The organism is Haloarcula limicola, assembly GCF_010119205.1.
In the GTDB taxonomy this organism is placed as follows: domain Archaea; phylum Halobacteriota; class Halobacteria; order Halobacteriales; family Haloarculaceae; genus Haloarcula; species Haloarcula limicola.
This window is the reverse complement of the sequence record NZ_WRXM01000004.1, coordinates 88,292-101,658: the sequence shown is the minus strand read 5'-3', so window position 1 is coordinate 101,658 and position 13,367 is coordinate 88,292. Positions and strand designations below refer to the sequence as shown.

At 64.9% G+C, this 13,367-nt stretch carries 14 protein-coding genes; 8 read left to right on the top strand and 6 right to left on the bottom strand.

Features of this window, described 5'->3' with window-relative positions; genetic code table 11:
- Positions 1–16: 16 nt before the first annotated feature.
- The 4 genes from cysS to corA are packed head-to-tail and all read left to right on the top strand — an operon-like array spanning position 17 to position 3,379.
- Positions 17–1,498 carry a cysteine--tRNA ligase gene (cysS, locus tag GO488_RS17380; RefSeq protein ID WP_162319118.1) on the top strand — a complete coding sequence of 494 codons (1,482 nt, stop codon included), beginning with the start codon at positions 17–19 and terminating at the stop codon, positions 1,496–1,498.
- Between the two features lie 46 nt (positions 1,499–1,544).
- Complete coding sequence (locus GO488_RS17375) at positions 1,545–2,180, top strand: DUF6517 family protein (RefSeq protein WP_162319117.1); 636 nt, start codon at positions 1,545–1,547, stop codon at positions 2,178–2,180.
- Positions 2,181–2,237: 57 nt separating this feature from the next.
- Complete coding sequence (locus GO488_RS19735; protein ID WP_164509657.1) at positions 2,238–2,405, top strand: hypothetical protein; 168 nt, start codon at positions 2,238–2,240, stop codon at positions 2,403–2,405.
- Complete coding sequence (corA, locus tag GO488_RS17370) at positions 2,402–3,379, top strand: magnesium/cobalt transporter CorA (RefSeq protein WP_162319116.1); 978 nt, start codon at positions 2,402–2,404, stop codon at positions 3,377–3,379. The genes GO488_RS19735 and corA overlap by 4 nt, the downstream gene beginning before the upstream one ends.
- Here corA and GO488_RS17365 read toward each other — a convergent pair.
- The 6 genes from GO488_RS17365 to GO488_RS17340 form a co-directional block, all read right to left on the bottom strand.
- Positions 3,374–4,600, bottom strand: a complete 1,227-nt coding sequence (locus GO488_RS17365; protein ID WP_162319115.1) for a tripartite tricarboxylate transporter permease — start codon at positions 4,598–4,600, stop codon at positions 3,374–3,376. The two genes, corA and GO488_RS17365, sit on opposite strands and share 6 nt — an antisense overlap.
- A 103-nt stretch (positions 4,601–4,703) precedes the next feature.
- Positions 4,704–5,051: a 50S ribosomal protein P1 gene (gene rpl12p, locus GO488_RS17360; protein WP_162319114.1), complete on the bottom strand. Its 348-nt coding sequence runs from the start codon at positions 5,049–5,051 to the stop codon at positions 4,704–4,706.
- A 21-nt stretch (positions 5,052–5,072) separates the two neighbouring features.
- Positions 5,073–6,122 (bottom strand): 50S ribosomal protein L10, encoded by a 1,050-nt coding sequence (locus tag GO488_RS17355; protein WP_162319113.1) that lies wholly within the window; start codon positions 6,120–6,122, stop codon positions 5,073–5,075.
- A 1-nt stretch (position 6,123) separates the two neighbouring features.
- Complete coding sequence (locus tag GO488_RS17350; protein ID WP_162319112.1) at positions 6,124–6,762, bottom strand: 50S ribosomal protein L1; 639 nt, start codon at positions 6,760–6,762, stop codon at positions 6,124–6,126.
- Positions 6,763–7,123: 361 nt separating this feature from the next.
- Positions 7,124–7,612, bottom strand: coding sequence for a 50S ribosomal protein L11 (locus GO488_RS17345; RefSeq protein ID WP_162319111.1), 489 nt, complete (start codon positions 7,610–7,612; stop codon positions 7,124–7,126).
- 323 nt (positions 7,613–7,935) lie between these two features.
- Entirely contained in the window at positions 7,936–8,136 is a 201-nt protein-coding gene (locus tag GO488_RS17340) for a VNG_1110C family protein (protein ID WP_162319110.1), read from the bottom strand.
- A gap of 214 nt (positions 8,137–8,350) precedes the next feature.
- On the opposite strand from GO488_RS17340, the gene GO488_RS17335 reads away from it, so the two are divergent.
- From GO488_RS17335 to GO488_RS17320, 4 genes are all read left to right on the top strand, one after another.
- Positions 8,351–9,460 (top strand): OBG GTPase family GTP-binding protein, encoded by a 1,110-nt coding sequence (locus tag GO488_RS17335; protein ID WP_162319109.1) that lies wholly within the window; start codon positions 8,351–8,353, stop codon positions 9,458–9,460.
- A gap of 62 nt (positions 9,461–9,522) precedes the next feature.
- On the top strand, positions 9,523–9,975 hold the full coding sequence (locus GO488_RS17330) for a TIGR04206 family protein (protein ID WP_162319108.1): 453 nt from the start codon (positions 9,523–9,525) through the stop codon (positions 9,973–9,975).
- Positions 9,976–10,030: 55 nt separating this feature from the next.
- A complete protein-coding gene (locus GO488_RS17325; protein WP_162319107.1) occupies positions 10,031–10,783 on the top strand; it encodes a VOC family protein in 753 nt (250 codons plus the stop codon).
- 352 nt (positions 10,784–11,135) lie between these two features.
- Positions 11,136–13,358 carry a DUF7827 domain-containing protein gene (locus GO488_RS17320; protein WP_162319106.1) on the top strand — a complete coding sequence of 741 codons (2,223 nt, stop codon included), beginning with the start codon at positions 11,136–11,138 and terminating at the stop codon, positions 13,356–13,358.
- The last annotated feature ends 9 nt before the right edge of the window (positions 13,359–13,367 follow it).

Here is a 13,367-nt window from a genome sequence, read left to right as displayed (position 1 = left end):
GCAGTCCACTCCGACAATGACGCTGCGCGTGACGAACACGCTGACCGGCGAGACAGAGCCGTTCGAGCCGCGCGACCCCGACTCCGTCCTGCTCTACTACTGCGGCCTCACGACCTCTGACCCGCCGCATCTGGGCCACGCCCGCGGGTGGGTCCACGTCGACGTGATGTGTCGCTGGCTGGAGTGGCTGGGGTACGACGTCCACCACGTCGAGAACTTCACCGACGTCAACGAGAAGATCGTCGCCCGCGTCGGCGAGGACGGCGACAGCGAGGAGAGCGTCGCTCGACACTACGTCCGGCAGGTCATCGAGGACATGCGCTCGCTGAATCTCGACCGCGCGGAGGTCTACCCCCGCGTCTCTGAGCACATCCCCGAGATCATCGGCCTCGTCGAGCGACTCGTCGAGGGCGGCCACGCCTACGAGGCCGACGGCTCGGTGTACTTCGACGTGACGAGTTTCGAGGGGTACGGGAAGCTATCGAACCAGTCCGTCGACGAGATAGAGTCGCAGGGCGAAGACGCCGAATCGGAGAAGCGCCACCCCGCGGACTTCGCGCTCTGGAAGGGCGGCGGCGTCGCGCCGGAGGACATCGAGGAGCACCAGCACCCGGAGGCCGCGCCCGCCGAAGAGGCCTGCGAGACCGCTCAGACGTGGGACTCGCCGTGGGGCGAGGGCCGACCGGGCTGGCACATCGAGTGTTCGGCGATGTCGATGACGCACTTAGACGAGACCATCGACATTCACGTCGGCGGACAGGACCTCGTCTTCCCGCACCACGAGAACGAGGTGGCACAGAGCGAAGCGGCGACCGGCCAACGCTTCGCCGACTACTGGCTGCACGTTCGACTGCTGGAGACGAAAGGCGAGAAGATGTCCTCCTCGCTGGGGAACTTCTTCACCGTCGGCGCGGCCGTCGACGAGTTCGGTCCCGACGTGCTCCGGACCTTCCTCCTCTCGACGGCGTACACCTCGCGGGCGACCTACAGCGAGGAGACCATCGCCGAGGCCGAGGAGCGCTGGGACCGCCTCCGGCGCGGTTACGAGCGAGCGGTCGAGGCCTGCGACGACGTCGACGCCTACGCGAAAGTCGAAGACGAGGGGCTCCGCGACGCCGTCGACTCGGTCCGCGACGACTTCGAGGCGGCGATGAACGACGACTTCAACACGCGCGAGGCGACGACCGCGCTGCTGGACCTGACGAGCGCGGTCAACACGCACGTCGACGGGACCGACGAGTACGACTACCGCGCGCTTCGGGAGGCGATCGAGACGTTCGAGGAGTTCGGCGGGGGGATTCTCGGCCTCTCCTTCGGCGACGCGGGCGGGGAAAGCGACGTGACGCTCGCCGGCGATATCGTCGAACTCGTCCTCGACGTGCGCGAACGGGAACGGGACGCCGGCAACTACGAGCGGGCCGACGAGCTGCGCGACGAACTCGAAGCGCTCGGCGTGGAGGTACAGGACACCGACGACGGCCCGAGCTATCGACTCTGAGAGTAGCGGCGGCGGACTTATCACCCCCCACTCGTACAGTTCTCGTATGCGCAAACCGCTACTGGGTGTCCTCGTCGCCCTCCTCGTCGTCTCCTCCGGATGCGTCGGCCTCATCACGGGCGAGACCGTCGCGTTCGAGTCCGCGCCGACCAGCGTCGACGACAGCGTCCTGGAATCGACGGGGTACGAACTGACCAACTCGACCGAACAGAACGTCACTCGAACCGTCGAGTTCGCGGGACAGGAGCGGACGATCCGCGTCGTCAGCCACGTCGACCAGTACCGTCGCGGCATCGACTTCGGCCCGCTCGGGACGGTACAGCTATCCCGCTTTGTCGTCGTCTCGACGCCCAACGCCGAGGTGGCCGGGCAGAGCCTCAACCCCGCCGCTAGCTGGTCGAACCGAGAGGTCGTCGCACAGGTGGCCGCTCGCGCCGGCGGCGTCCGGGACATCCAGTTCGAGAGCAATCGCACTACGCAGTCGCTCGGCGAGGCCCGACAGGTCAGCACGTTCTCGGGAGTGATGACCGTCTTCGGGCAGGACGTCGACGTCCTGATGCACGCGGCCTCCTTCGAGCACGAGGGCGACGTCATCGTCGTGTTCGCGGTCCATCCAGACGAGATAGACGAGCAGGCCCGCGTCGATACGATGCTTCGGGGCCTGGAACACGAGGGGAACTGAGCCGGTCGGTCCGCGGCGTGGAGTACGCTTTTCATCCGTCACTGTGATTACCGCGCCATGAATTCCGTCTCCCTCGCGGGGGCGGCACTGACCGGTGCCGGTCTCGTGGGCTACGGCGCGGGCGTTCTCGTCCCCTATCCCGGCCGTGAGCTGTCGCTTCCGGCGCTCATGGTCGGACTGACAGCGGTCGCGGTCGGCCGGTCCGACGCGGAGGGACCGACGTGATCTCCGCGCTGGTCTACGCCGACCGGGAGGCCGTGGCCTACGACGACCTGACCGCCGCCCGCCGCGCCGTCGGGACGACGTGGGTCCACGTCGCCGACGCCGACGACGAGGAGATCGACGCCGTCGCCGCGGCCTTCGACCTCCACCGCCTCGCTATCGACGACCTCCGCAACGGCGTCAGGGCCAAGACCGAGGAGTTCGCCGACCACACGTTCGTCCTCCTCAAGAGCGTCACGCTCACGCCCGGCGAGACGACCTTCGAGAAGGAGGTCGCGACCAGCCCCGTCGGTATCTTCATCGGTCGGGACTGGGTCGTCACTCTCTCACCGGGCCGAGTCGCCGCGGTCCAGCGCGTGATGGACGCCGCCGAGCGCGGCGACGAACGCCTGCTCCATCGGGGGCCGGACTTCACCGCCTCCCGCGTCGCCGATGTCATCGTGGACGCTTACTTCGATCTACTCGACGACGTCGAGACCGACATCGAGGAGATAGAGGAGGAAGTGCTCGTCTCGACGGACATCGAGACGCTGGAGAAGATCAACGACGTGCGCCGGGACCTGCTCTCTTTCCGTAAGCAGGTCTGGCCGGCGCGCGAGGCCGTCGGGACCCTCGCTCGGGGGGACCCGCCACAGGTCCAGCAACAGACGGAGAAGTACTTCCGCGACATCCACGACCACCTCGTCCAGATCGTGGACCTGACCGAGACGTACCGCGATCTGGTCGCGGGCGCACGCGACATCTACCTCAACACGCTCTCGCAGTCGACCAACGAGGTGATGAAGGTCCTCACCGTCGTCGCCACGATATTCATCCCGCTGACCTTCGTCGTCGGCGTCTACGGGATGAACTTCGCCGGCGGTCCGTACAACATGCCGGAGTTGGGCTGGACGTACGCCTATCCGGCGACGATACTCGGGATGGCGCTGATGACCGCCCTCATGCTCGTTCACTTTCGCCGTCGGGGTTACCTATAAAGCGATGGGAACGAGGAGCACGCCCATCAGGGTCGCTCGCCGACAGCCAGAGCGCGGCGGCAGGTGACCGACGAGCGTCGCCGCGCCGAACGCGCCGACGCCGACCGCCCCGGCGAACACCGCCGAGAGGCAGACGAGGCCGGCGAGGACCGACACCGAGAGCCACGTCGGATCTAGCCGGCCGACCGTCCGCAGGTAGCGGTCACCGAGTACGGGCACCAGCAGTGCGCCGGCCACCCCCGCGACGGCGACGGCGGTCAACAACGAGGGGAGCGCGAGCGGGACCGCGGCGCGGTCCAGCGCGACCAGCACGCCCGTCCGAGGATCGCCGAAGGCGACCAGCGCGAACAGCGCGAACACCGCCGTCGCCGTGTTCACGCCGCTCGTGGTGACGACGAACGCTCGCGGCCCGCGACTGGTCGTCAGACCCAGCGCCAGCGTCGCCGCGACGGCGCTGGAGACGCCCGGGAGATAGCCGACGGCGGCCCCGCAGAGCGTCCCGACGGTGGCCAACAGCGCGATCGCCCGCGGTGGCGTCGTCACTCGCGCGTCGGCCTGCGGTGGCACGCCGTCGCCCTCGATCGCCGAGAGTAACACGGGCGCGCCGAACAACCCGGAGAACAGCGGGACGAGGACGTCCGAGACGGGCAACGCGCCCGACACCGGAGCGTCGAGCAGCGCGAGTCCGAGCGCACCGCTGGCCGCGAGCGAGAGCACCGCTCCGACCCGCCGCCCGAGTCCGCGTTCGGTGAGCACCAGTAGCGCCGCGATTCCGCCCAGCACCAGCGATAGGTTCGCCGAGACCAGCGGGTAGAGCCGCGTCATCACCGCGGTCACGGGAACGGCGAGTGGCACCGCCAGGAGGACCGCGCCGCCGCTCCCCAGCGCGGACAGGCGAAGCGCCTCGCGGCCGCGACCCTCGATGACCAATCGATGGCTCGGCAGCGCACCGGCGGCCATCGCCGGATCGGGGACGCCGAGCGCCAGCGCCGGAACCACGTCGAGAAACGTGTGTGTCACCCCGGCGGCGAGCATCGCCGCGCCGACGTAGAGGCGGGGACCGGGGACCTCTCCGGCTGTCGCCGCGAGCAACAGTGCGAGCGTGTTGGCGTGCAACCCCGGCACGAGCCCGCTCAGCGTGCCGAGGCAGACGCCGCCGACGACGGCGACCAGCAACCCGGCGACCGAGAGCGGGTCCGCCGTCAGCCTGACCGGGAGCATACGCCCGTTGGTCCCGTTCCGGTACTTGAACCTGCGGGCGACGGAGAGACAGCGCGGCGGCTACCCGGTCGCGCGAAAGAAAATGCGTATCTGAAGCGCCGAATTAGCCGAAGAGCTCGCCGAGGCCCTCGCCGCTGGCCTCGTCGTCCTCGTCGTCGTCGCCGTCGTCTTCGTCGGCGGCTTCCTCTTCTTCGGCCTCGTCGTCGGCCTCGTCGGCGTCCTCGTCGCCACCGGCAGGTGCGCCGCCGGCAGCGCCGCCAGCGGCGACGGGTGCGGCAGCGGCCTCCTCGACGGCCTCCTCGATGTCGACGTCCTCGAGGGCCGCGACGAGCGCCTTGACGCGGGACTCCTCGACGTCGACGCCGGCGGCGTCGAGCACGTCGGTGAGGTTGTCTTCGTTGATCTCTTCGCCCGATTCGTTCAGGATGAGTGCAGCGTAAACGTATTCCATTGGTCTGTCGTGTGAGTTGTGTTAGAACATCGCTCCGAGCGCGTCGCCGGCGTCTTCGTCGTCGTCATCGTCGTCCTCGGCCTCGTCGGCTTCGGACTCGGAATCGGCTTCGGCGTCGTCCTCAGAAGCGGTGTCGTCGTGGTCATCAGCCTGTTCTTCCGTCGCCGGGGCGGTCTCCAGCTCCTGGAGTTCCTCCGGCAGGGCCTCCTCGTCGTCGATCTGTGCGGCGAGCGCACGGACCTGCGCGTCGGCCTTGCTCACGAGGTCGGGGACGACCTCGGGGTCCTCGATGGCGGCCGCGAGCGCGAGGCTCTTGGCTTCGCCACGGGCCGTCTGCAGCATGGTCGTGACGGTCGTCGACGTGGGGTACTCGGCGTTGACCGAGAGGTTGAACGCCCCGCTGACGGCCGCCTTGATGTCGCTCTCGTACTCCTCGACGTCGAGTTCCAGTTCGTCCGGCTCGAAGCGGACGCCGTCGGCGTAGACGGCGCGCAGGTCGAGACCGACCTCCTTGGGTTCGATGCCCAGCTCGTTGAGGACGTTGGCGAGGTCCTGCGAGACCTCTTCGCCCGTCTCGAGGACGGTCGAATCGGAGAGGACCTGAATCGAGCCCTCCTGGATCCGAGCGTCCGCGCCGATGCTCTGGAGCTCGCCGACGAACGGGCCCGGGTCCACGCCGGTGTCACCCTCGGGGATGACGATGTCGTTCGGGGCGACCTCACCGGCACCGATGGGTGCGGGCGTCTTCGACGCTTCGAGTTCCTGGTACAGCGAGAACGGGTTGCTGTCCGTCCCGATGAGACCGACCTGTCCGGTGACGTACTCGGTCAGCTCTTCGAGGCCGTCGTCGACCTCCTCGAGCGCGCGCACGAGCAGCGTGTTTCGGGAGACGCGGAGCTCCGCGGTGCCGTGGAGGTCACGGCGCATGTCCTGGAGCTGTCGCGAGGGAATTCCGGTGATGTCGACGACGCCGACGCTCTCGTAGGACTCGAGCATCTCGGCGATCGCGTCGACTTCCTCTTCCTTCCACTGCGGGATGGTCTCGGTCTTTCGTTCGCTCTCGGCACTCATATCAGGCCACCTCCATGGCGGGGCCCATCGTCGTCTTCACGAAGACGGAGTCGATGTTGAGCGGCCCCTTCTCGAGGTCGGCGTGCAAGCGCCGCAGGATGACGTCGATGTTGTCGGCGATGTCCTCGGCCGACATGTCCTCGGCACCGACGCGGGTGTGGAACGTCCGTCGCTCCCCGCTGCGGAGCTGTACGGTGTTTTTCATGCGGTTGACGACCTCGACGACGTCGTCGTCGGGGTCGAGCGGTTCCGGCATCTTCCCGCGCGGTCCCAGCACGGTGCCGAGGTAGCGACCGATGTCCTGCATCAGGTCTGTCTCCGCGATGAAGAAGTCGGTGTCATCGGCGAGGTCCTTGGCGGCGTCGTCGTCGCCACCCAGTTCCTCGAGGTCGTTCTGGTCGAGTACGTCGTCTGCGACCTCCTCGGCACGGAGGGCGGTCTCGCCCTCTGCGAAGACCACGATGGTGGTCTCCTGTCCGGTGCCGGAAGGAAGGACGACAGACTCGTCGACACGATTCGACGGGTTGTTGAGGTCAAGGTCGCGCAAGTTGATAGCGAGGTCGACCGTCTCGCGGAAGTTCCGCTCAGGTGCGTCCTCGAGTGCGCGAGAGACTGCGTTCTCTATTTCCTGGTCTGCCATTGTTCACCTCCGTAGTGCGCCAAACGGCTTCTACGGGTCAGTGAAACAGGCGGATGCCTGTCTCGTACGGTGAGAGGCCAATGCGACACTTAAAGCCGTCGAACCGTCTTCCCACCGTTTCTTACACGGCGCTGTCGCTGTCACGCAGTCTCAAACAGGCGGGCGTGAGAAAGAAAGACCGCCGTCGAGAGAGTCAGATAACGCTCGTGCCGTCCGCTGGCACACCGCCAGAGCGACATCGAAAACTCGCTTCACTCGTTTCCGAGCCGTCGCCTCGTCAGTCGCTATGCTGCGGCTCTCTCGGCGAAGACAGCGACTCGCTCGCAAAACTCGCGTGTCGAGCGTTCGCGAAGCGTCCTCGCTACGCTGCGGCTTCTTCAGCAAACACGTCGTCGTACTCGCCCTCGTCGATTCGCTTCTTGAACTCGCGGGGGTTGTTCCCCTCGATGGTGACGCCGAGCGAGGTACAGGTACCGACGACTTCCTTCGCGGCGTTCTTCAGGTCGTAGGCCAGCAGGTCGGACTGCTTCTGCTCTGCGATCTGTCTGATCTGGTCGGCCGAGAGGTCGGCGACGAAGTTCTCCTGGGGTTCGCCGCTGCCCGTCTCGAAGCCGGCCTCGTCCTTGATGAGTTCGGCCGTCGGGGGGACGCCGACCTCGATGCTGAACGAGCCGTCGTCGTCGTAGTCGACGGTGACGGGGACTTCGGTGCCGTCGAACGCTTCGGTCTGGTCGTTGATCTCCTGAACGACTGCCTGCACGTCCACAGGCGTCGGTCCCAGTTCGGGACCGAGAGGCGGGCCAGGGTTGGCCTGCCCACCGGGGACGAGCACTTCGATAGTTCCAGCCATGTACGGTCAATCCTCCGCGGCAGTTTAAAGGATTGCGTTTCAGCACCGTCCGCGTGAGGGGGGCACACGGTCTAGGTGGGCTGATTCGTCGCTCGTCGCGTGGTAGGACGATAGCGTCGCGTGCGACTCGTCTTATTCTACTGCGTAGACGGTAATCCGACTGGTAAGTGTGCATGCAGAGTGAGCGGTCATCGGTGATGAGAGCATACGCCGAGCGAAGCGAGGCGTTTCACCGGCGGCGAGGCCAGCGGCCGAGCCGTCGGTTTTTGACGAACGGTTTTGCAAGCGGGGGTTCGCTTGCGAACCCCCTGCAGTAAAAAGGTTCAAGCGAAGGTAACGCCGTTCATCGCCAGGAAGTCACCGGCGTCCTTGATCTCGACAGGCGAGCCGATGATTCGGACGTGTTCGCCTTCGCGGCGAATCGTGACCGTGAACCGGTCTTCGAGTTCTTCGCGGATACCCTCTAGTGTTCCTACTGGCAACTGGATCTGCGTGCTGTCGCGGAACCGGTCAGCACTCGCCATTATCGATTTCTGTTCGCGGAAGTCGTATAGGTGTGTCGAAATCTCTAGCGCGGGCGTTCGACGCGTTCGAACCGTTGCTATCGACTGTTTTCGACGCAGAGGTGTTCTCGAACGCGATAGTGTGGCTTTCGCGCGGTGAGAAGCTTCCAACTGTCGACTGCCGTTCGGTGAGGGAAGAAAGTCTTATTCGGCGCGAGAGGCCGACGTACAACTGATGGGGCTCGACGAGGAGATACAGGAACTCGAGGAAGAAATCGCCAGTACGCCCTACAACAAGTCCACAGAGGCCCATATCGGCCGACTGAAGTCGAAGCTCGCGGAGAAGAAAGAGAAGTTGGAACAGCAGTCCGGATCCGGCGGTGGCGGCGGCTACGCCGTCGAAAAGCACGGCGACGCGACCGTCGCGCTGGTCGGGTTCCCGAGCGTCGGGAAGTCCACGCTGTTGAACGCGCTGACGAACGCCGAGTCCGAGACTGGGTCCTACGAGTTCACGACGCTCGACGTCCACCCCGGGATGTTGAAGTACAAAGGCGCGAACATCCAGCTTCTCGACGTTCCGGGGCTCATCGAAGGGGCGGCCGGCGGGCGCGGCGGCGGGAAGGAGGTGCTGTCGGTCGTCCGCACCGCCGACCTCGTCGTCTTCCTCGTCTCCGTCTTCGAGATCGAGCAGTACGACCGCCTGCGAGAGGAGCTGTACAAGAACGACATCCGCCTCGACACCGAGCCGCCACGCGTGACGATTCGGAAGAAAGCCAAAGACGGCATCTCGGTCAACAGCTCCGTCGACCTCGACCTCGATGACGAGACGATAAAGAGCGTCCTCCGCGAACACGGCTACGTCAACGCGAACGTCACCGTCGGCGAACAGGTGGATATAGACCGCCTCATCGACGGCGTGATGGACAACCGCGAGTACGTCCCGTCGATCGTCACCATCAATAAGGCCGACCTCATCGAGCCGGACTACCTCTCGACGGTAAACGCGGAGCTAGAGGAGAGAGACATCGACCCCGAGGAGGCCATCTTCATCAGCGCCGAAGAGGAGAAGGGTCTCGACGGGCTGACCGAGCGAATCTGGCAGGAACTCGGTCTCATCCGGATCTACATGGACAAGCCGGGCCGAGGCGTCGACAGAGAGGAACCGCTCATCCTCCGTCGAGGCGATACGGTCGACGACGCCTGCGAGAAGCTGGGTGGGAGCTTCGACGAGCGATTCCGCTTCGCCCGCGTCTCCGGTCCGAGCGCGAAGCACGACGAGCAACAGGTCGGCCGCGACCACGAACTGGCCGACGAGGACGTCCTCCGGATCGTCGCTCGGAAGTAGTTTCTCCGCCGCGTGCGTGCGCGAATAGAACCGCTCTTTTACGTTCAGTCCCGTGTCTCGATATGGTCGCCAGTCCCCGTCGCCGCTTTCTCGCCGTGGTCGTCGCCGGACTCGCGCCGTGGACCGTCCTGCTCGTCGGCGGCGAGCTGACGATACTGTTCACGTTCGGTCTCTTCACGACGAGCCCGCCGGAACTGCTCCCGATATACGACTACTTCTTCCGGTTCACCCGGCGGCTGCCGCGATTCATCGAGTCCTGGGGAACGGGCGTCTTATTGTATCTACTCGCCCTCGCCAGCGCGCTCTCGGGCGTCGTCTGGCGAGAGGACTCCCGCATCACGGCGCTCTCACTCGTCGGGGCGGCGCTCTCACAGATCGGGGTCGTCCTCGGGTTCAATCGCCGCATCGGCTACGTCGCGCTCCCCGTCGGAACGGTCGTCATGTTGGGCGTGGCGTGGTGGTACTACTGGCCGTTGTTCCGAGATTATCCGGACGGAGAATCTGTTTCGGAGTGACCCGTCGCTCGCCGCGTGCGGTACTCTTTTCGCTCGCCCGGCCCACCGACAGAGTATGCTGACACTTGACCACACGATGATGCGCGTCGAAGACCTCGAAGCGTCCATAGAGTGGTATCAGACCCATCTGGACTACGAGGAGAAGAGCCGCTGGGAGGCCGACACGTTCACGAACGTCTTCCTCGGCCCCGAAGACGTCCACGACGAGGGGGCGCTCCTCGAACTGACGTACAACCACGACGGGCGCGCGTACACGATGGGGGACTCGTGGGGGCACATCGCCGTCCGCGTCGAGGACGTCTACGACGCCTACGAGGAACTGATGGACGACGGCGTCGAGGACTACCGCGACCCCGACTCCTGTGGCGGCTCGTACGCCTTCGTCACTGACCCCGACGGCCACGAGATCGAGATCGTCGAGCGGGACCACGGCGCGAAGTGGTCGCTCGACCACACGATGCTCCGCGTCGAGGACGCCGACGAGGCCATCGGCTGGTACACCCGCAAGCTGGACTACGAGATGTTCCGCCGCTCGGAGCACGATAGCTTCGCACTCTACTTCCTCAAGCCGAGAGACGCGGCCGACGAGGCGATGTCGGTCGAACTCACCTACAACTACGACGGCCGGTCCTACGAGCTGGGCGACGCCTGGGGCCACGTCGCCGTCAGCACCGACGACCTCCACGAGACGTGGGACGAACTGCTGACGCGCGGCGCGGAGGACTACCGCGACCCCGAGAGCTGTGACGACCGCTACGCCTTCACGAAAGACCCCGACGGCCACGAGATCGAGATCGTCACCAACTAGCCCCAGAGTCGCAGTTCGACCGGCGGAGCCCGCTTTTTCTTCGAGCCGTTCTCGTCAATTCACCCCGTTTTCGACGCCGCGTCTGACGGGCGTATGACGGGATTTTGAAACGAACCACAAAGTGCTTATAATCCCACGATATCGCCTGTATCGGCCGAAAACGGGCGTGACATGTTCTCTCATCCCACATATCTGACCACAAAACATTTATAATGTCCCGCTTTGGTTAGAAGCGTACCCCTACCCAAGGCGCCAGAAGTGAGTACACGGGTTCGGTCTATGCGCGGTCGCGTGGACCGCGCACCGACCAAGTGGAAAACGGCTGACGCCGCCCGATAGCAACCAACAAACTATGACAGATACTAACGAAAAAATCCGTAGCCTGTTCCTGACAGCGCTGATGGTCTTCGGCGTATTCGCCGGGACCGTCGCGTTTGCGGGAGCCGGTACGGCAGCGAACCTCTCCACGGGGACTTTCTATAGCGGTCAGGAAGTCACGGTGGGCAATCTGGAAAGTGGCACTGACTACCAAGTTCGTACCGTCGATACCGACAACGCCAACGACATTGGCAACCTCCGTCGCGCTATCTCGACTGAATCCGGTGAAACGTCAATTACGTTCACCCTCGACGGCCGTCTGAGCGAAGGGAACTTCGTTCTCGTTGAGGCTGAATCACAGGACGTTGTCAATCCCTCGACTGGCACTGCCGACTCCAGCTACACCGGATCTGAGTACGGTTTCGAGGTTATCCCACAGGACCTCACGGCCGAGTTCGACGATGACACGGTCGGCACTACTGGCGCCAGCGCCAACGTCGACTTCGAGATCAGTTCCGACGTCCGAAACGGCTACGCGGTGAACGTCTCCGCCGACGGTCTGGACCAGGACGAACTCGAACAGATCTTCGGTTCGGAGAACGTCACTATCCCCTCTGAGTGGGACGATGACGTCGAGAAGGTCCAGATCGACAACGCCGAGGCCGAGGACTGGGAACTCAACTTCACCGAGATCGACACTGGCAACTACACGTTCGAGACGAATGTGACCGACACAGACGCGTCCGACTCTGACTCCATCGAAGTTGTCAGCACGGACGACGAGAACGCAGGCTTCGCACAGTCTGTCGTCGAGGAGAACCGTGGTGACGTCGCCGAAGTCACGGTTCAGCTCGAAAACACTGACACTGCACTCGTCCAAGTCGGTACCGAGGACGACGACGGTTACTTCATCACCGCAGAGGTCGAGGACGGTAACGACGACGGCGAGGTCACGCTGGAGTTCAACAGCTACCTCGCTGGCGCTGAACCGGCCACTGACGTCGTCTCTGTTGCTGACGACGACGACGAACTAGTGGACGCAACCCAGGGCGGTCCTTTCACCGACACGGACGACGATGCTGGTGAGGACGTCCTCGCAGCCACGGACTACGACCTCCTGGCTACTGCCGATACTGGTGCTACCTTCACCAACGGCAGCATCAACAACGAACAGGCCTTCGCAACGCTCTCGCTGAACGAACGGTCCACTGACGGCGTGCAGGTCTGGACCGCTCCCGAGAGCGCGCTCGGTGACGAACTTGACGACGCTGATGCCGACGAGATCTACAGCCTCGTCGAGAGCAACAACCTGACCCAGTCTGACACGATCGCTCAGGGCGACGCTGCTGTCATTCAGGTTCAGGCCTCCGGCCTCGAAGGGCCTGTTGCGGCTAACGACTACGCGGCTCTGAACGGCACTGCCTTCGTTCACAAGATCGAAGGCGAGCCAGCCTCCGCGAACGCGGACGCTGCCTTCGTCGGTATTCCGGAGATCACCGACGAGAGTGACATCATCTACGACGAGGCGAACGACACGCACTTCGTCGTCGTCGATAGCAGCGACATTACCTCGGAACTCAACTACGACGATGGTTCCGAGTACGAAGCCAACTTCACGATGCTGGACGAGACTGACCTCAGCGAAGATGATGTCGAGGTTAACGACACGTTCACCATCGAGGACCGCGACGCGACGCTGAACGACGGTGAGGACATCACCGTCGAGGCCGCTGACGACCAGCAGGTTACCGGTCAGACAAACGTTGCACCCGGCACGGAACTGACCGTCCGGATGCGCAGCACGACGTCCGGTAGCCCGTTCCTGGTCCAGCCGTCGACCTATGTCGACGCGAACGGTAGCTACACGGCTACCGCGGACTTCAGCGACTACAGCCCCGGCGCGAACTTCACCGCACAGACCAAGCTCGGCGGTGACAACCTCGGCGACGAGGTTGACGGCTCCATCGTGGAAGCCACCAACGACTCGGACAACGGTACCGCCACGCCGACCCCCGGCACCGAGACCGAGACCGGTACGGACATGACCGAGACCGAGACCGGCATGACCGAGACCGCGACCGAGGGTGGCGCGTCGCCGACCGACGGCGGCATGAGCCCGACTGAAGGTGGCGACGGTGGCGACGGTGGCGCTGCGACCGAGACGCCGACGTCCGGTGACGGACCCGGCTTCACGGCCGTCGTCGCTCTCGTCGCGCTCGTCGCCGCTGCGCTGCTCGCAGTCCGCCGCGACAACTAACGGGAACTT

What these genes read in the sequence shown, in the direction of transcription:
- GO488_RS17355 (WP_162319113.1), bottom strand. Translation starts at nt 6,122, where the DNA reads ATGAGTGCCGAGAGCGAACGAAAGACCGAGACCATCCCGCAGTGGAAG.
- GO488_RS17375 (WP_162319117.1), top strand. Translation starts at nt 1,545, where the DNA reads ATGCGCAAACCGCTACTGGGTGTCCTCGTCGCCCTCCTCGTCGTCTCC.
- GO488_RS19735 (WP_164509657.1), top strand. Translation starts at nt 2,238, where the DNA reads ATGAATTCCGTCTCCCTCGCGGGGGCGGCACTGACCGGTGCCGGTCTC.
- GO488_RS17335 (WP_162319109.1), top strand. Translation starts at nt 8,351, where the DNA reads ATGGGGCTCGACGAGGAGATACAGGAACTCGAGGAAGAAATCGCCAGT.
- GO488_RS17345 (WP_162319111.1), bottom strand. Translation starts at nt 7,612, where the DNA reads ATGGCTGGAACTATCGAAGTGCTCGTCCCCGGTGGGCAGGCCAACCCT.
- GO488_RS17325 (WP_162319107.1), top strand. Translation starts at nt 10,031, where the DNA reads ATGCTGACACTTGACCACACGATGATGCGCGTCGAAGACCTCGAAGCG.
- GO488_RS17350 (WP_162319112.1), bottom strand. Translation starts at nt 6,762, where the DNA reads ATGGCAGACCAGGAAATAGAGAACGCAGTCTCTCGCGCACTCGAGGAC.
- GO488_RS17320 (WP_162319106.1), top strand. Translation starts at nt 11,136, where the DNA reads ATGACAGATACTAACGAAAAAATCCGTAGCCTGTTCCTGACAGCGCTG.
- GO488_RS17340 (WP_162319110.1), bottom strand. Translation starts at nt 8,136, where the DNA reads ATGGCGAGTGCTGACCGGTTCCGCGACAGCACGCAGATCCAGTTGCCA.
- rpl12p (WP_162319114.1), bottom strand. Translation starts at nt 5,051, where the DNA reads ATGGAATACGTTTACGCTGCACTCATCCTGAACGAATCGGGCGAAGAG.
- cysS (WP_162319118.1), top strand. Translation starts at nt 17, where the DNA reads ATGACGCTGCGCGTGACGAACACGCTGACCGGCGAGACAGAGCCGTTC.
- GO488_RS17330 (WP_162319108.1), top strand. Translation starts at nt 9,523, where the DNA reads ATGGTCGCCAGTCCCCGTCGCCGCTTTCTCGCCGTGGTCGTCGCCGGA.
- GO488_RS17365 (WP_162319115.1), bottom strand. Translation starts at nt 4,600, where the DNA reads ATGCTCCCGGTCAGGCTGACGGCGGACCCGCTCTCGGTCGCCGGGTTG.